Annotated in this window: 15 protein-coding genes and 1 pseudogene; 5 read left to right on the top strand and 11 right to left on the bottom strand. The window is 40.7% G+C overall.

The genetic code is table 11. From position 1 onward, the window contains the following. Positions 1 to 123 precede the first annotated feature (123 nt). Positions 124 to 582, top strand: coding sequence for a YaiI/YqxD family protein (locus OCV27_RS16100; protein ID WP_125319900.1), 459 nt, complete (start codon positions 124 to 126; stop codon positions 580 to 582). A gap of 409 nt (positions 583 to 991) precedes the next feature. Here the strand turns inward: OCV27_RS16100 and OCV27_RS16095 are convergent, their stop codons facing one another. Next, entirely contained in the window at positions 992 to 1,816 is an 825-nt protein-coding gene (locus OCV27_RS16095) for a hypothetical protein (RefSeq protein WP_185759732.1), read from the bottom strand. A gap of 398 nt (positions 1,817 to 2,214) precedes the next feature. On the opposite strand from OCV27_RS16095, the gene OCV27_RS16090 reads away from it, so the two are divergent. Further along, positions 2,215 to 4,773, top strand: coding sequence for a hypothetical protein (locus OCV27_RS16090; protein ID WP_125319898.1), 2,559 nt, complete (start codon positions 2,215 to 2,217; stop codon positions 4,771 to 4,773). Here OCV27_RS16090 and OCV27_RS16085 read toward each other — a convergent pair. The 8 genes and pseudogenes from OCV27_RS16085 to OCV27_RS16050 all read right to left on the bottom strand — a co-directional run bounded on the left by OCV27_RS16085 (position 4,770) and on the right by OCV27_RS16050 (position 9,841). Beyond that, a complete protein-coding gene (locus OCV27_RS16085) occupies positions 4,770 to 5,354 on the bottom strand; it encodes a PIN domain-containing protein (RefSeq protein ID WP_125319897.1) in 585 nt (194 codons plus the stop codon). The two genes, OCV27_RS16090 and OCV27_RS16085, sit on opposite strands and share 4 nt — an antisense overlap. Further along, the gene (locus tag OCV27_RS16080) at positions 5,355 to 5,807 is read right to left on the bottom strand and encodes a helix-turn-helix domain-containing protein (protein ID WP_125319896.1); all 453 of its coding nucleotides are present in this window, start codon (positions 5,805 to 5,807) and stop codon (positions 5,355 to 5,357) included. Between the two features lie 84 nt (positions 5,808 to 5,891). After that, a pseudogene (locus OCV27_RS16075) lies at positions 5,892 to 6,056 on the bottom strand (integrase); the annotation flags it as partial. Positions 6,057 to 6,230: 174 nt separating this feature from the next. Continuing rightward, complete coding sequence (locus tag OCV27_RS16070; protein ID WP_125319895.1) at positions 6,231 to 7,505, bottom strand: type II toxin-antitoxin system HipA family toxin; 1,275 nt, start codon at positions 7,503 to 7,505, stop codon at positions 6,231 to 6,233. Continuing rightward, positions 7,495 to 7,830 carry a helix-turn-helix domain-containing protein gene (locus OCV27_RS16065; RefSeq protein WP_125319894.1) on the bottom strand — a complete coding sequence of 112 codons (336 nt, stop codon included), beginning with the start codon at positions 7,828 to 7,830 and terminating at the stop codon, positions 7,495 to 7,497. Before OCV27_RS16065 ends, OCV27_RS16070 begins: the two co-directional genes overlap by 11 nt. A 537-nt stretch (positions 7,831 to 8,367) precedes the next feature. Beyond that, positions 8,368 to 8,817, bottom strand: a complete 450-nt coding sequence (locus OCV27_RS16060) for a copper chaperone PCu(A)C (RefSeq protein ID WP_125319893.1) — start codon at positions 8,815 to 8,817, stop codon at positions 8,368 to 8,370. Beyond that, positions 8,817 to 9,416, bottom strand: coding sequence for an SCO family protein (locus OCV27_RS16055; protein ID WP_125319892.1), 600 nt, complete (start codon positions 9,414 to 9,416; stop codon positions 8,817 to 8,819). Before OCV27_RS16055 ends, OCV27_RS16060 begins: the two co-directional genes overlap by 1 nt. Continuing rightward, positions 9,413 to 9,841, bottom strand: a complete 429-nt coding sequence (locus OCV27_RS16050) for a hypothetical protein (RefSeq protein WP_125319891.1) — start codon at positions 9,839 to 9,841, stop codon at positions 9,413 to 9,415. Before OCV27_RS16050 ends, OCV27_RS16055 begins: the two co-directional genes overlap by 4 nt. A 314-nt stretch (positions 9,842 to 10,155) precedes the next feature. Here OCV27_RS16050 and OCV27_RS16045 point away from each other — a divergent pair, with 314 nt between their 5' ends. Beyond that, positions 10,156 to 11,427, top strand: coding sequence for an HD-GYP domain-containing protein (locus OCV27_RS16045; protein ID WP_125319890.1), 1,272 nt, complete (start codon positions 10,156 to 10,158; stop codon positions 11,425 to 11,427). A gap of 18 nt (positions 11,428 to 11,445) precedes the next feature. Here the strand turns inward: OCV27_RS16045 and OCV27_RS16040 are convergent, their stop codons facing one another. Then, positions 11,446 to 12,093, bottom strand: coding sequence for a DUF2057 family protein (locus OCV27_RS16040; RefSeq protein WP_125319889.1), 648 nt, complete (start codon positions 12,091 to 12,093; stop codon positions 11,446 to 11,448). Between the two features lie 416 nt (positions 12,094 to 12,509). Here OCV27_RS16040 and OCV27_RS16035 point away from each other — a divergent pair, with 416 nt between their 5' ends. Both OCV27_RS16035 and OCV27_RS16030 read left to right on the top strand, forming a co-directional pair. Then, positions 12,510 to 15,047 carry a glycosyl hydrolase family 18 protein gene (locus tag OCV27_RS16035; protein WP_125319888.1) on the top strand — a complete coding sequence of 846 codons (2,538 nt, stop codon included), beginning with the start codon at positions 12,510 to 12,512 and terminating at the stop codon, positions 15,045 to 15,047. A 471-nt stretch (positions 15,048 to 15,518) separates the two neighbouring features. Further along, positions 15,519 to 16,115 (top strand): GTP cyclohydrolase II, encoded by a 597-nt coding sequence (locus OCV27_RS16030; RefSeq protein WP_125319887.1) that lies wholly within the window; start codon positions 15,519 to 15,521, stop codon positions 16,113 to 16,115. A 94-nt stretch (positions 16,116 to 16,209) separates the two neighbouring features. Here OCV27_RS16030 and OCV27_RS16025 read toward each other — a convergent pair whose 3' ends face one another. After that, positions 16,210 to 18,324, bottom strand: a complete 2,115-nt coding sequence (locus OCV27_RS16025; RefSeq protein WP_125319886.1) for a type I secretion system permease/ATPase — start codon at positions 18,322 to 18,324, stop codon at positions 16,210 to 16,212. Positions 18,325 to 18,327: the final 3 nt, after the last annotated feature.

Here is an 18,327-nt window from a genome sequence, read left to right as displayed (position 1 = left end):
ATGGTCGCTAGGTTTAATACTAATCGCGCATTATGAGACGTCGTGGTGACTATAGATTATTCTACCCAGACAGCAGCTTTTGAGGTTTAATGTCATCATTCGAAATTTTGGGAAGATTGACTAATGAAAATTTGGGTGGATGCTGATGCATGCCCTGTTGTGACTCGAGATGTTTTGTTTCGAGCATCAGAGCGAACAGGCGTAGAAGTGACTTTGGTCGCAAACCAGTTTATTCGTACACCGGCCTCTCCAAAGGTGACAATGTTGCAAGTTCAAGCCGGCTTTGACGTGGCGGATAATGAAATAGTTAAGCGTTGTGAAAAAGATGATTTAGTGATCACGAGTGATATTCCACTAGCCGATGAAATTATTACTAAGGGCGGACATGCATTGAGCTCTCGTGGTGAGCTATTTACTAAAGAGAACATTAAGTCACGGCTCAATATTCGTGATTTCATGGATACCATGCGCAGCAGTGGCGTGCAAACCGGCGGCCCAGCGCCTTTAAACCAAGCTGATAGACAGCAGTTCGCTAATCATTTAGATAAGTGGTTGGTGCAAAGACAAAGAAGCCTCAAGTAGCCTTAGTGTATCCATCTTCAAGCTATTGTGTCAGGCTGGTGAATAATCTATGAATGGTAACAATGTAGGCTTGCCCCTCTCTTATTCTTGGTATAGAGATGCTCTACGGCAAAGCCACGGCTTTCAAACATGTGCTGATATGCCAAATCAGATTCCAAATGCATGTATGGCAACCTAAATTCATCATTCAATGAGGTTTTACTGGTAGCAACGCGAGCAATTCTTTCGCGGCATCGCAGTGTACGATGCCATTACTGTAATACCCTTTTTCATAATTCATGCGCTGACCTCTTTAAAAATAAGGCCGTATAGTAGGGTAAATTTCCCCATCAAACGGCCAAAAAATCGAAGGAATAATTACGGAGACACACCAATATTGACACCCACCTCATTTTTGGACAAAAGTCAGTTAGTGCAATAGCACTAACTGAACCCCAAAGATTAGAAAAAGCATCTTGGGTACCTTAACATTATTAATGACGAATTTGGCTGATAAGAAATAGCATGGCTTCTCTTGTAAAAGACCGTTGAACCGATTCAGTTGTTCATCGGTTAATTCGTCGCCATATGCAGCACCACAATTTTCAAATGCATACTGAACAGCAGCATTTATTACACGATCTTTTTCTCTCTCGAAGTTATTCTTTATCGCAGTAGGCATAACTTCATTTAACGCACTCTCAATACTTCCATTAGGTATGAGCTTATAATTGTAGCAATCTTCTATGTCTTGCTTTGAAACCTGAAGATCGTAACTAAGGTCAAATTCTTTCCCATCTATAGGATTTAGTGCGTAGGTATTTTCAAATGCACCTCCCGTATAGCTATCCGATAGGAACACGAGCATTCTTTTATGTCCGTAGAACTCTACGTAGCCCAAGATCATATTTGTTTCAGGCACGCCTTTAACATAGATACGATGAAGAGGAATTCCTTTAGGTCGATTGACAATTGGGTCTGATGAGTGAAAATATCCAAAGCATGGTTCAGCTTCGTCGTTTAAAAGGTAGTCACGGGCAGTCTTGCATTCATTAAAGCCAACGCCAGCCTCTACAACTAGTGCTAACCTACTTTTTACTAATGACCTACCAGTTTCTAGCCCGCCAAAGGACAATGAGAAATCTATTGGCTCGACTAAATACTCGCTGCTCTCTTTAATTTCAGGGCCCTCCGTCACCTGAAACGCAACACTTATTATAAATAAGCGGCCATCAAATGCTCTAAAAAACATCATTTGGCGACCGATACCCTAACGAAGCTCGACCTCGTGTATTCAATATGTGTTCGGGCTTCGCAATATCTTCATCACTGACCTCATTACGGGTCGTGTGGAAGAATCCCAAAAAAGTAGAGTACTTTAAAATTCATAAGCTTATCAACCCCATCCTCCATTTGAAACGCAAAAAATACCACATTAATAATTCAGGGTAATACCTGATGGCGCTTTAACAGGCTTTTATTACAATGACTGCCATTTTGAACATTACTTATAAATTTACAGTAAGGTCTATAGATATATAGATATTACAATTTAGACCGGCTACATACTACTAATGGCGATATCTCACCGATCGACTATGAAAAGTCCTTTAGAAAAATGTCATGAAAAAATTGCGCAGAACAGGGTTATATATGAAATTCAATAAATTGAATGTGTTAATCGGGGTCGTTTTGCTTCCATCATGGAATGTACTAGCTGATACAATAGAGCAAACATTAACTTTTATTCCTTACAATTGTGCTTCAGGGAGGCACTGCCAGTATAAGGCAAGCGCTAGTGAGGAAGGTGGTTTAGATATCAGAAAACTCAGTAGCTATAAAATGACATTTAAATCTAAGCCTCAAATACTAGGTGTTAATGTTGGTAAGTTTATATGGAGTAATGGCTCTTTCGTTGTGACTGATGGAGATGCTGCGGGACAAGAAGTGCAGCAATGGCCTGAATTTTCTGGCACTGTAACTTTTGATGGTACACCAAGTGATGGTGGTACAGGTGCTTTACCAACCGAAGATGCCATTATCCATCATGTTACTTTTCCTTATGGTGATACGCAGACGACAATTGATCTTTTCAACTTAAATACACCCTATGCGACAGATGTGGTCATTTCTAATTTGATCGCTGGTACTTTGTATTCTTACCTTGTTGAAAAAAAATATCCTGAAGTTCATTTCAATAAGGAGTATTTAGTTGGTTCAATTTTGTCACAATTGTTACAAGAAGCCGGGTTAGCTGATTCTAGGATCAATCCTGACTATTCTGCAGAAGCCAAAAAACAAGCTATTCATGAGCCGGGATACGCGAGTCAGTTGCTTGCAGTAGGACAAGGCGGTCCATACCAAATTAATGACTACAACAAGCGTTTACCAGATACGACAATACCAGGCTCTTTGGGCCTCATCAACTACGATGCGCTTTATCAAGGACTAGGCTACACCATTGATGATCAAGACAGTGGAGTGCAAAGTGAACGTATTGGACCTGATTCCTTAGAAGATATTTATTTTGGCCCAATTGCTGCCACCTATTTCCAAATTAACGATATCAACCGTTTAGAAGTTTTAGCGGGTCAACTGTTTGGAAAGGATTTAGTCGCATCTGGTCTCAATATGACGAATAACCAGCAGTTGACAGTGGCTGACCTCAAGCCAGTTTTTGTTAAAGTGTTTACTCAACTATCATACAAAACTCAGCAAGATCAATTGCCAGTTCTAATCGATGAAGGTACAGTAGAGCAAGCCTTTGCTCAAGCGATAGAAAATGCTGGGGTAACACTTGAGACTACATACTCTTTGTCTGAGGAATCTCAGCGTAATGCTTTATACGATTTCCTTTACCAATCATTTGAACAGTTAGAGTCCCGTACTGCAGACCTGGATGCGGTTAGTGGAGAGATCACAGGTGACGGTAATGGTGTTTTTAATTCTCACAGTGAAATTATGAACCCAATATTCTCAGCAAATCCATCACTAGTAAATACTCATCAACCCCCCCAAAACCCAGAAAGAAATATAGTTGAAACTAAATATGACTCACTTCTCGGAAAAGAAAACGTTTTGATAACATCCGATGAAAATATTAATAAAAAGTCACTCGACTATTACAATTCAAAAAAAACCACGATACGTTACAAAGACGGCAGTGATGATATTGAATTGAAAATATCCGGAAAAGGGAGGGAGGAGGATATTGAGGTTTTTAAAAATGGTATAAAAATTCACTTCTCAAGCAACATAAATAAAAATATCCTATCTATGACAGGCACATTCCCTCATCATGAGATGTTTTTGCTAGAAGAAGTGGCTAGCTCGAAAAAAAACACACATACAGAAATCCTCCCTTATATCGAAATCAATAGTAACGAAGGTAAATATGGGAAATCCACATCACATGCTGAACTTTCCAGTATGCTAGATTTTAGGCTTGGTCGATCTCCGGAAACAAAAACAATAGTCACGCCTGTATTATCAAATAAAGATCATTGGTTTATGACTTCACTTGAAATTGACCATGAATCCAAAACCATAAAACCAACAATAACAAACACAACTCATGAAGCCAGAACCAAGGGAAATCTAGATGAGATATTAGATGGGTACTCCGATGTATTATCGTTAACTGAGGAAGCGATAAAGAAAAGTAGCTCCATGAACGATTACACCATCGAATCCCCCAATTTTTGTCAATCACTTCAATATGGAAACATGGGATGCGGAATAACCACAAACTTAAACATAGAATCATTGTTGAGTGGTGAGCTATCAGTTGAGCATTTAAAGTTTACTCCAGGCTCATTCAGAACAAATGAAGAGGCACTGCAAGTTGAGGCTTTCCATGATGGTAGTAAATACTTTCTACAGGGTAAAAAAGCCATGTTTGCAAATACATTCATTGAGTTTAGTGGGAATCCCAAAATACCTCTAGGGATAATAACGAATAATAGCTACTCTGAAGAAGATCTTCAAAATGACATTATGTCTTTTATGAGTAATGAGGATATTGTTCTGGTTGAAGTAAAAAACTTATCTCTACCATTACTAAAAGAAGACCAATCGCAGCGGAGCAATTTAGTCCTAGAGTCAATAAGAAGAGTTGACTTGGCTTTTAAATCATCAGAAATGGAGATGAGAAAGGAATCCTTGCACAATGAGATCCGTCAACTTTTCTCTAATCCCCATAGAGAACGTTAGGGTGATTTAGAAACAGGTTTTAATCCTGATGATGATTGCTTTAATGAGCCTGTGCATACAGACTCATTAAAGCGGGGAAGAGCCGGAAAACTAAGACAAATTTCAGGATTTGAAATCAGGTTCAACCCACACTGACAAACTTTGATACAAGCACTTGGGTCCATTTCAAACATGTCGCTTAAAAACTCATCCGGGTGAATCGCAGAAACACCAAGTGGCGACAATTTTTCTGTGGGGAAATCTTTTAAGTTGAATGTAATAATGGCTTCTGCCTGACCTTTTAGAGCAGTGGCTAAAATATGTCGATCATCTTCGTCTGGTAAGCTTAGCCCTGAAATCAAATACTCATACTCTTCGACTAAACAATCTGGTACATGAGCATTCATCAGGTTTTTTACTCGTTCCAATTGCTCTCGTTGCAAGCTAGGATTATTTTTCATCAAATTGCGGATCCACTCATCATGAATCTGATTGCTCCAGCGTGCTCTAAACAAGCCTGTGTTAGATAAATACATAAGATAACTTCTTAATGGAGCTGGATACATCACGCATACATCAAACAATACCGTGTACGTAGCCATTTAATATCCCATACCTAAGTCTTGATCTAAGGCAGATAGTTCATCCAGTGCTTCAATTCGTTGCTGCTCTAATTTTTGCATATATAAAATGATATCGGAATACGCCACTTTTCTTCTATTTTCTTTACGTGAATGAGGTAAACCACCTGCGTCCAGTAATTTGATTAAAGTCGGACGAGACATATTCAATAAATCTGCAGCTTCCTGCGTGGTTAGTTCTGCGTGGATAGGCGTTATACTAACGGAGTTACCTTGTCCCAATTGAGTAAGGACTTCAATTATTAGCTTTAAAGCACTCGATGGAATCTGCACTTCGTGTGTAGTGCCTGATTTATCGATAACATTTAGTTGCTGGGCCTCTCCGTTTGACTCCATAACCGCAGACAATTCTTGGCTGCTCAGCCGAGCCAAAGCTATCTCCTCTGCACTAAGTAAGGTGCTAGTTGTGTTCATAATACTTTCCCAATATATATTTAGTTATGTTAATTATTCGAAATATTCGCAACATGAAAGCTGCCACTGCTTTTTCTGGGAAGCTTACATTTTAATTCCCTCAGATAGCTTCAGTGCATCCTCGATTTCCGCTCCAAGGTATCTGATTGTATTGTCCAACTTAACGTGTTCCAGCAACAACTGAACCGCTCGAATATTCTTGGTTCGAGCGTAGATCAGCGTTGCTTTTGTTCGACGCATAGTGTGTGTAAAACTCACGGGGCCTAAAACTGATGTATGGGGTAAAGGCGAGCCGAGCTTCGCACCTTACTTTCCATGCTGGAGTTTGGCGGTCAGAAGAATGGATTCATTAGTTACGATTAGTATTTTTAACCACCACTATGGATCTAAAGTTATTTAAGGTCCATTATATTGGTCACAAATCTATTTTGAAAGCTCGTATGAAACCATCTCCAAGAACTCTTCCGAGCCGTAGAAAATAGAATCGTTAAGAATAGCCCTCTTCCAAAGCATTTTCCTGCCAAGCTCAGATAGATCAGCCGCATCACAGAGATATTCAAAGTTATCGTTAATAACCTTAATTTGATGACCGATGATATCGAGTGAAGTCTCCTCGTCTACATGAAACACGCGAGCTGCTTGCTTGCAGTTTTCGATTGATGAGATGTTTGAATTTCCAACAATAATCATACCGTGGCTGGCTTCTCCTCCAGTTCTGCTCTGTGGACACACATCGTATGCTGGAGTAAGTTCTAGCTTCTCACCGTTTACAAAAAATGCGTGGTTTCTGGCGTGATCATCCGTATTTCCAATAAGCACATTGAATACGACGCGTTTATATAATTCTAAGGTATCATCGCCAAAGCTTTTACACTGAACCTGCATTTTATCGACTAGTGCAGGGTAAGTGCAGTACCGAGCGTTGCTTTCATCAAGTCCAAGAACTGTAAGTCCAGAAATCATTGAGTGTCTGTACCATTTCCCATCCTCTGCCGGAGAACGGTCAAATCTCTCAACGAGCAGCGCATCTTTACCAGCTGAATGGACTAGATCAACCTTCGCAACATTAATTCCGCACAACGCAGCTAGTTTCATTGCCACATACTCAGACTTTACAATATCGTAAGTGTCATTAGATGCTGAGAATTTTGCTATGTACTTGATGTTGTCATCTGAAATCATAGCTTTAGGTCGAGCCCCACCGAGTGAGGTTCCGTGTAGCATGGCCTTATCAAGTTCAACTGGTAGCTTTTTACCTGATGCAATGATGTCAGCAGCCGACTGTAAAGCTTCCAGCGTCGCCTCTTCTTCACCGCGTTCATGATACTCGATTGGCGAGGCTTGAAAGTCGATAGATCCTATCCTATCCGAGGCCGAGTTCATTAAATACGTGAATTCAGTTAAGGGCTCATCAGCATCAAGGTTCAACTTGCTGTTAATGACCCTGCGCCCCCATGCATCTGGAGCTGCATCGCGAATCGAGGAGAAGTTAATGAGATCTAGGTCCCGAGCATAGATTTCAGATTCGATCAGTGGAAGTTCCTCCACATATATTGGCTCTTTATTGTCTCTTTTTAAGTAGCTTTGGCCGTATCGAAAACTCATTTCTCCAGACTCAGAGAAAATCAGTGCTCCAGCAATAACAGGTTCAGTTTCACCATTCAGCCATTTCCATACAAAACATTGTTCAGAAATCATTGTTTATTTTTACCTTTTGGTTTCTAACTCTTCTTGGCAGCAGTTTTTCCATTTTTTCTGAGCTTCTTTTTTTTATCTCTAGTCGAGATGGGTCTTGATCAAAGAGGTCGACTCTCAGAATTCTAGCCGCTTCAAAGTACAACCCAATTCCAACGGCTGGGTCACCGGACATCAACTTACCTGTTGTTGTACGTGAGACTTGCAGCTTATCTGTTAGCTCTTTAATCGTCATTTTTCGTTCTTTTCTTGCAATACTTAATAAGTTTGCAAAGTGCTGAAGCGCTGCTTCTGTTTGCTTACTATAGTGGCGGTTTTGTGTAGACATAATCAACCCTTAGAACTTTTCTATTATTATAGTTACCCAAACAAGAACTAACAATAAAATGACCACTATTGTAGACCTTAAAAACCTTAAGGTCTACAATAGTGGTCATTTAAAGGTTATACCTCACATTGATCTATCAACCAAAAGTGGACGCATGGTCAAGGCATTACGTTTTCCTGTGGCTGTTGTATGTAAAACCTTCAGTAAACCTTGCTGAATATGAAGTAAGGCTTATTTTAGCTTGGACGAAAATAGTTCTGGGAGTTTTCAAGAGCAACCCATTACTGCCAACCATCAGTAAAAGTAATGCGACTTCAGTGGTACGCTCTGTCATTGAGTAACTAGCTAAATGGTTTCTTGGTGAAAATGTTCTATAAAACAATGAGTTGATAGTGAGGTGTTGGCAATTTCCTTTATACTCGCAGCGGAGTTCCACTTAATTATATTTTCAATCGTGAGTATGTTTCGGTTGGTATTGTGTGGTAATACAACATACACACCATAGAAGGTGGTGTGTATGTTGAAAGATGAACGGTTTTATTTATGTTGATGCTTCATGCCGCTCATGACCTTTTTGATTGGCGCCGTTACGACTTTCTTTTCGCCGTTAGCAAAGGTGAGAGTCACATCGATATTCTCACCTTCGGTTAGTGGTTTCTTTAGGTTGAACAGCATAATGTGCAAGCTGCCAGGCTTTAGTTCGATCATGCTTTTGGCAGGGATAGTAAGCTTATCTACTTGACGCATTTTCATCACGTCGCCTTCTTTAATCACGTCATGTAGTTCTACTTTGCCAGCAGCTTCTGTTGTCGCTGAGACAATTACACGGTCTTTATCGCTGTGGTTCATTATTTCACTAAATACTGCACTTGTTGCTGCATTTGGTGGCGTTGCGCGCGCATAGGTGTGTGACAACATAATGTCTTCGCAGGCATGAGCAAATGGGCTAAGGGCGAGAGAGGTTAGAATTAGGGCTTTGAACTTCATTACGAATTTCCTTGTGAAGTAAGGGTTTTCATTGCTTGTACCAAAGGTGCTGGTGTTAGCGTGTGTGGCACTTTAGTGATTAACTTGCCATCTGGTTTTAGAAAGTAAAAATATGAGCTGTGATCGAGAGTGTATTTCAGCTCAGAGTTTTTCAATTTAGTTTTACGGAAAATGACGCCGTATTTATGTGCAAGAGGGGAGGTGACATCAAGAGGTGCTGATAACCCTTCAATCATAGGATGAAAATACTGCGCATATTTGTAGGAGTCAGCCGCTGCATCTCGCTCAGGATCTAAAGAGATAAACATGGGCCTAAATTTAGATGTCACTGAATCATCGAGTTGGTTTAAGGCACCAGCTAGCATTGCAAGTGACGTTGGGCAAACGTCAGGGCAGCGTGTAAAACCAAAGTAAACAATGCGGATCCGTGAGTCTTGTTGGTCAAAGATAGTTACAGGTTTGTCGTCTTTGCCAAATAGGATAACGTCTTTGTCTGATACAACAGGTGGCTCGACTTCGGGTTGTGAATCTAAATAGGAATTAACGCCAAATCCAAGTGCAAATGCTGCGATTAAGATTAAAGACCATTTTTTACTCATTGTTCCATCCTAATTGAGGCGCTTACACTTTGTTGGCCGTCGGTAATTTGACCAACCCAAGTCATGGTATTGGTGGTACAGACAGGTAGCGTAATTAAACCACTGTATTGTGAAGCGCCGCTTTTGTTGAGTTTAAACATTAGAGTACCCATCTCCATTTCATAGCCTTGCAAAGTCATAAATAAGCTTTGCTGTTTTGCATTAGGCCAATCAACGGTGATTTTTGTTGGTACCAAAGGTTGGCTGATATCGCGATCAACTTTTATACCAATCTTACCAAGTTCACAAGCCTGAGTTGTTAGGAGACAATATTCTGACAAAGGTTTGACTTGAGCACGCATTTTAAACCATTGATAAATGTCACTGGCAAAGAAACCTGCACTCATCACACAGGCAACCACAACGAGTTTAAGTATTGAAGACACAGAGCGTTCTCATTTTATGTTAAGAGGCGATCCTATCACTAGATGTTGAAAAATAGCGAAGCTCTCTAAGAAATTGTGCAGATAATCAATGAGTGATATGACGATGTATTGTTAGTTGTGACCTTATGCACTAAGCAACGTGCTAAGCCATAACTGGCAAACGGATTATTTCACTTGTAGCACGCTATTTTCGCCAAGGTGCTAGGCTTGTCACATTTATATGAGCGTGAGTGAGTAATGTGTGGTTTTAAACAAATAACATGGTTTAGCCTGTTTAGGCCAAAAAAAGCGAAAAGTCAGTTAGGTGGTTAAAGATGGATGTGCTACTTGATAATGTCAGTATAGACTTACGTAAGTTGTTATTTGAAATTGCCACAGCCCTTGATGCCGTTGGGGTTGATGATATCCAGCATGGCTATCGTGTAGCCTATATGGCGTATCAATGTTCTAAACGAATGGGCTGGGAAGAAGAACTTACCCAAGTCTCCTTTGCGCTTGGGTTGATCCATGATTGTGGTGTTTCTAAGCCTAAAGAGCGTGCCTCCTTATTTGCGACACTGCAACCTGATAATGTGCAAGCGCATTGTAATAAAGGTTATCAACTCCTGAGAGTTTGCCCTCCTCTTGCTGAGCTTGCACTGCCGATTTTATATCACCATACCGAATGGAGCACACTCTCTAATGAGAGCCAACCGTCATCAACAGACAAAAAACTCGCCAGTCTAATCTTCATATGCGATAGAGTGGACTTTCTTTACTTAGGCAGTACGCTCGATCAATTTGGTCATCTTACAAGCAGTGATAAGAACCTAATCGTCAATGAGCTTATGGAAAGTTCAGGTTCACTTTTTGAGCCTGGTTTAGTGGCTTGTATGTCTGAGCTAATACAATGTGATGATTTTTGGTTTTCTATGCAGCCAGAATATATTGAGACTATGGCGAGTCGCTTCCCGAGTGTGCCTTTTTTTGCTGCGCGAATGGGGTTAGAAAACTCGATTTCAGTCGCCGAACTTTTTGCAGAGATTGTCGATACCAAAAGCCCTTTCACCTGCCAGCACTCACGTAAAGTCGCTCGCCTCAGCGCCTTTATTGGCAAAAAGCTCGGCTTTTCAGCTAAAGCACAACGTATGTTGTATTTAGCTGGGTTAGTTCACGACATAGGTAAATTGAAAACCCCGTCAGTTGTGCTTCATAAACCGACAGATTTAACCAAACAGGAATATGCGTGTATTAAACGTCATGCCACAGATACTCGGCATACCTTGATGAATATTTTTCAGTCAAGCCAGATTGTTGAATGGGCTGCGAATCATCATGAAAGACTTGATGGTTCTGGATACCCGCTAGGAAAGTCGGCGAATGATATTGATCTTCCGAGCCGAATTATTGCGATTGGCGATGTTTTTCAAGCTTTGACTCAATCTCGACCATATCGTCAGGGTCTAACTATTAATGAGGCTCTACAAATTATACGTGCTTTGGTTGAGGATGGTAAATTAGACCAGCTAGTATTCGATTGCTTACAAGAAAATAGCCAAGAATGCTATTTTATTTCAACAGCAGAGCAAGCAACAGCCAGCGCTTAATACACTGGCTGTTTAGTGTTATGAGCCGTTGCTTAGCAAGAATTCTTTAAAGCGAGATTGAGTTTCTGCATCGGCTTTTTTGTACCAAAAATGTAACATTTCTTCTGCGGTTGAATCTGTACCTAGGTTGCCACTTGCGACTTTTTTGGTTGGCAGTACGGCAGTTGCTGCCATAGGTGCTATAGCAGCAACACCGCCTCGGCGATTATAGTCAGCTAATTCTAGCTTGAAATTTCGGCCAATCTGCATTCCATCTTTGACGAGTTTATCTTGTGTTATTGCTAAAGCGGAACCGCTAGCCGTGGTTAATTGCCACTTAAAGTTTTTGATTTCCTTTTCACCTTCATGTCGGTCTCGGTATTTTGGCATATCAAAAGTAAGCTCGGTTTCACTGGCGTCGAATTTTGTAATAATCGGGTCACTTTCGAGGATGATACGGTCATTACCTTGCGTGAAATAAGGCTGGTAACGGAACAAAATTTGGTTCTCTCCGTCGGGTAGGGTTAACTTTTTTGTTTTGGAGAAAAAACTTCCAGACAGTTCTGGCTTATCATCATTTACAACCAAGACATCAACTGTGTCCGGTATTGTTATTGTCACGTCAGCTACAGCCATGTTGCTTATCGTCAGAGCTGCTGCAGCCAAGAATGTTGTTTTGATGTTCATGACTCGATCCACTTATTTTGGTTAGCGTACACTTTGCCTAGTGAATCGGAATATTTCAATTAGATGAATGTCAAAGTGATAAGATTTCACGGAAAGTTAACTTTTATAGTTAATAGTTGAAACATTAACCTTGGCTAATATTTTATAAAATTTGGGTCGATATCCAGTTTACAGTGTAACAAAGTAAATTTGCTCTGCGAATTTTTAAGCTTGCCTCGAAAACAATGTTTATTTTTTTCATCAAAAAAAAAGTCTCTTAAATACTCAAAATAGGTTCTTCGGAAATATGTACATCGGATGGTAATCGAAGAATAGAGCCTACTTATCACAGAGCGCGCCTCTGAGTGGCCTTTGTTGATAAGAATAGACAAGACTTGCCCACCTTAGGGAAAGTCATAGGAATGAGAGAGACAGTTATGAATCGTATAACTTTGTATGCTGCGAGTATCGCTTTAGCATCATCGAGTTCAGTAATGGCATTGCCCACAACCCCAACTATTGATGTTAATGGTTCGAATAATCTTCAGTTCTCCAAGATTGAACTGGCGATGGATACGACTTCTGGATACAACCAGATGGTGAAATATTTTGAAAAAGCAGATATTAGCATCAAGTTTAATCAATGGAGTGGTACGACAGGAAATATATACAAGGTTTACTTTGATGGAATTGAAGTGGCCAATGGTGGTATTTCAGGAAGTCAAACTACGGCTAACTTTAAATATGAACAAGGGGGACGCTATCAGTTAATCGTTGAGGCATGTGATGTATCTGGATGTAGCGCCAGTTCACCCGCGACTTTGGTTATTGCCGATACAGATGGCATTCATTTAGAACCCCTGCCAATGAATGTTGACCCTAATAACAACCAGTACAACTTGGATCCCAATACGGTTATGGGTACATATTTTGTTGAGTGGGGCATATACGGGCGCGATTTTACGGTGGATAACATCCCTGCTCATAATTTGACTCACATTCTGTACGGCTTTATTCCTATATGTGGACCTAATGAATCGCTCAAATCTGTCGGTGGTAATAGCTATCAAGCCCTAAAAACGGCTTGTACTGGAGTACCAGATTATGAGGTGGTGATTCATGATCCATGGGCTGCATATCAAAAAAGCTTTTCTCAGGCAGGGCATTCGTTCAACTCGCCCATCAAAGGTAACTACGCTATGTTGATGGCGCTTAAACAGCGTTATCCTGAGCTTAAGGTTATTCCTTCCATTGGCGGTTGGACGCTCTCTGATCCCTTTTACGATTTTACCATTAAGGCTAACCGAGACATTTTTGTCGCGTCCGTTAAGCGATTCTTAACGACATGGAAATTTTATGATGGCGTTGATATTGACTGGGAATTCCCTGGTGGAGGCGGCGCTGCTCCTGATTTAGGCGATCCAGTCAATGATGGTCCTGCGTATGTGAATTTAATGAGCGAATTACGTATCATGCTAGATCAACTTGAGCGAGATTCTGGCCGGACTTATGAGCTGACATCCGCTATAGGCGTTGGTTACGACAAAATTGAAGATGTGAATTATGCCGAAGCAGTTCAGTATATGGATTACATCTTTGCTATGACATATGACTTTTATGGTGGTTGGAACAACGTGCCTGGTCATCAGACGGCTCTTTATTGCGGTACTTTTATGCGCCCTGGTCAGTGTGATGGTTCAGGTGTGGATGGTGATGGCGTTCCTTATAAAGGTCCAGCCTACACAGGAGATAATGGTATAAAACTGATTATTGATCAGGGTGTTCCGGCAAATAAATTGGTGCTTGGTACCGCTATGTATGGGCGCGGCTGGGAAGGTGTCACGCCAGAGACCTTAACTGATCCAAATGACCCTATGACAGGCACAGCAACGGGTAAACTTAAAGGCTCAACACAGCAAGGTATTTGGGAAGCTGGTGTGATTGATTATAAAGGTGTCAAAACTTATATGCTTGGGCCAAATAAAACGGGCGTTAATGGCTTTGAATATGGTTATGATAGCCAAGCTGAAGCACCTTGGGTTTGGAATCCTAGTACTGGTCAATTGGTTACCTTTGACGATGACCGCTCGGTAAAAGTTAAGGGAGCTTACGTTCGTAGCTTAGGCTTGGCAGGTTTATTTTCGTGGGAAATCGATGCTGATAATGGCGATATACTTAATGCCATGCATGAAGGTTTGGCTGGTGGGACGCCGGTTAACCGAGCGCCAATGGCCAATGCAGGACCTGATGTTACGGTAATTGGATCTGCGTCTATCAATATGGATGGTTCTCGTTCCAGTGACCTTGATGGCACTATTGTAAGTTACCAATGGGAGCAGGTTGCAGGAATACCAGTTTCACTCACAGGTGCGAACACATCTAAAGTGACTTTCAGTGTTTCAGAGGTGCCAAAAGTTGAAAAGCTAACTTTCAATCTGAAGGTAACGGATAATGATGGCGCTACGGGGACAGATGTTGTTGTCGTGACGGTACAACCTAAAGATGTAAAGCCAGGGAATTCAGCACCTATTGCGAGAGTATCGGCTCCAGATAGAGTGAAAGCTGGCGAGGTAGTGGTTGTTGATGCGTCTGGTTCGACTGATGCAGATAATGATCCATTAACTTATAACTGGGATATTCCATCTGGTTTGAAAGTGGACATTGATGGTGCGCGGGTAAGTTTCATTGCTTCTGAATATAATCAAGATACCTCTTTATTATTTACTGTGAGTGTCAGTGATCTTAAAGCCAGTTCTTTAGCATCTGTAACTATCGTTGTAGACAAGAAAGGTTCTGGAGGAGGGCAATGTGACAACGCCTGGGATGCCAATAGTATTTACAACAGTGGTGATAAAGTGACTTGGGATAGAAGAGAGTGGCAAGCAAGATGGTGGACAAAAGGAGATAACCCTTCGCAATCTGGCCCTTGGGGCGTGTGGGAGGACATTGGTCCAGCTAACTGTTCAATTAACTAATTAGTATGCCGCAGGTTTTAAGATAAATACGAAGATCTTCATTGAAATAAACAGTTATTTTTTTGCGATAATTCACCATCCCCATGGAGAGTCCCAACGTACACACTACTGACGATAGTGTGTACGTTTTTATATTTGTCTTTTCTTGATAGCCACAAATTGCTCTGGAAAATCTTCATTTATTCTTCCTTCTAAGTGCTGTGAGCAGCTGCAGTTTATGTGACGGAAGTAACATTTAAACTAGGATATTAGATTTACTCGAATTGATTGTTATTTAAGATGTTTATTTTTTAACAAAAAATATTCACAATGTAATCGATTTTTTAATATGAAACAAGTTTTGTATTTTGATGGTATTCTCCTAGTCTTAATAATGACAATTATAAATAGAAGTATTATTACAGCCCTGAAAGCTTTATTGATAAGGGAGTGTGGTAGTCAATTATGTTAAACATGAAAGTGAGTATACATATGTCTAAAGTACGTACACGAGTAGATTTTAAGGTCGGGCTAGAAAGTAATATTGATGCGGAAATATTATCTTTTCATGGCCTTAAGACAGATAAAGAGCATGTAGCCGTCATCTTTAAACAAGCCGACAAGATACAGGCTGTGCCTTTAGTACGTATGCATTCTGAATGCCTTACTGGTGATGTGTTTCACTCTTCTCGATGTGATTGTGGGGAGCAGCTTGAAGAAACAATCAATCGTATGGGAGAGTCGGGCGGTATTATCCTGTATTTGCGCCAAGAAGGGCGTGGTATCGGCTTATATAATAAAATTGATGCTTATCGCTTACAAAGCCAAGGCATGAATACCTATGAGGCAAATAATCATCTAGGCTTTGATGATGATTTACGTGATTTCACTGAGGCTGCCCAGATGTTAAATGCACTTGGTATTACTCAGGTTCGACTAGTGACAAATAACCCTAAAAAAATCAGTGAACTATCTAATTACGGTATTGAGATTATTGAGGTTGTAAATACATCTGCTCACGTTAAAGATGGAAATGAAAATTACCTCAAAGCAAAAGTATGTCATGGAAATCACTCACTGACAGTGTAAGAAGAGGTATTAAGGGTTCAGCACGTTAAACAACACATTGATGCTGAACCTATTTTTGTAAACACCCGCTACTCAAATTGATCGGTTTATCTAACTAATTTACAGCGCGAATGTTGCCTTGCCTAAGGTTATTGAGAACTTCAGCTTTTGGACCATCGGTAATAATAGTGCCTTTTTCCATAACTATTATTCGATCAACCACTTCCAACATGGACGTTTTATGGGTTATCAAAACCAAAGTTTCAGATTTTTTTAGCTGAGAAAGTTGCTGTTTAATTTGCATCTCAGAGCGATTATCCATTGCACTGGTAGGTTCGTCCATCAGTAAAACAGGTGGTCTATGTAAAAATGCACGTGCGATAGTAACTGCCTGGCGCTGACCTCCAGAAAGAAGTAAACCTCCCTCGCCAACTTGTCGTTCCAATCCTGCTGGATCTTGTTGAGTAAAGACAGTGACTCCAGCACGATTGGCTGCATCCATAATATCTCGGTCGTCGGCGAGAGGTCGTCCAAGCGTGATATTGTCTCGTATGGACCCATAAAACAGCTGACTGTCTTGAGGCACACAGCCGATATTACGCCTGATATCGATATGGTGCAGTTGCTGGATATCAGTGTCATCGATACGAACATGGCCTTCAGTAGGTTTATAAAGCCCAAGTATTAGACGCTCAAGTGTGGTTTTACCAGATCCTATTCTGCCAATGATCGCGACTTTTTCACCGGGATTGATTGTGAGACTTAAATCTCGTATTGAAGCGATAGGGGCATCTGGGTAGTTAAAGGTAACTTTATCTAATTCAATTTTACCTTTAACAATGGGGCGATGTATATAACGTTTACCTTCTTCTTGTTCATCTGGCATTGCCATGATTTGTTCAATAATAGCCAAAGAGGATTTTGCTTGATTGTAACGTGTAGAAAGCAATGAGAGCTGAACCATAGGGCCAATGGCACGATTACTAAGCATGGTTGCTGCAATGAGTCCGCCCATTGTTAGCTCGCCATCAGCAATTAAATAGACACCGAGAATGATCATGCCAATGTTGGATGCTTGTTGAACAAAGCCGGCGGTATTGTGGATTCCATCTGTAATACGTTTGCTTTTAATACTCCATTTGGACATATGAGCAACAGCTTCTTCCCATTTATATTGAAATTGGCTTTGTGCACCGAAAAGTTTGAGAGTTTCTAGGCCAGATAAGCTCTCAATGAGATTGGCATATTTTTGTGATGCTAAACGTGAGCCTTCTTCAATGGAACGTTTCAGTGGCCCTTGTATGATTATTGAGTAAATCACTAAAATCAATACACCTATAATCGGTATAATGACTAAGCTGCCTGCCATCAACCAGATTAATAAAAGAAATAGAAGAGCGAATGGTAAATCTATTAAGGAGCCAATTGTCGCGGAAGCAAAAAATTCTCGAATTGATTCGAATTCTTGTAAATGTTTAGCAAAAGCGCCAACAGATGGAGGCCTTGCTTCCATTCGAATTCCTAGTACTTTACTAAATATTTTTGATGAGATTAAAATGTCAGATTTCTTGCCAGCGACATCGATAAAGTAGCTACGAAGAATTTTTAGTGTCAGTTCAAATATAAAAATTGCAAAGATACCGCTAGCCAGCACCCAAAGTGTTTCAAAAGCTAAATTTGGAACAACTTTGTCATAGACTAAGCGGGTAAACATGGGGGCAGCAACTGCGAACATGTTAATCAGTATCGAGGCAATAAATACATCTCTGTAGATATTTCTTGACTGCCACAACGTGCTCCAGAACCAATGCCCTTCTCGGGTCTTTAGTATCTCGGGCGAGCGTTCATCATATCGGAACTGCTTTTTAACTAGGAAATAACGGCCAATATAGAGCTCATTGAGTTCTTCCAATGATACAGCAGTAGGCACTAGGCCTGATTCCCCAGTCACAATTTCAGCTTCCTGCTTCTCTAAGTTAATGGTGTTTAATACACAGGCATCTCCATCCTTAAGGAGTAAGACGACCGGTAATACTAACTCTGAGATGTCTGTCAAGTTAGAACGGTTTTCCTTAGCGATTAAACCTGCACGTTCGGTTGCTCGAGGGAAAAGAAATGGTGTTAGTTTCCCTGAGGACAATGGTAAACCATTAATTAGTGCTTCAGGCGAATTAGCTAAACCAAAATATCGACTGATGTATATGAGTGAATTGAGTAAAGGATCTTGCATGTA

Origin of the sequence: Vibrio pectenicida (genome assembly GCA_024347015.1) — a bacterium.
In the GTDB taxonomy this organism is placed as follows: domain Bacteria; phylum Pseudomonadota; class Gammaproteobacteria; order Enterobacterales; family Vibrionaceae; genus Vibrio; species Vibrio pectenicida.
This window is presented reverse-complemented; position numbering and strand designations above follow the sequence as displayed.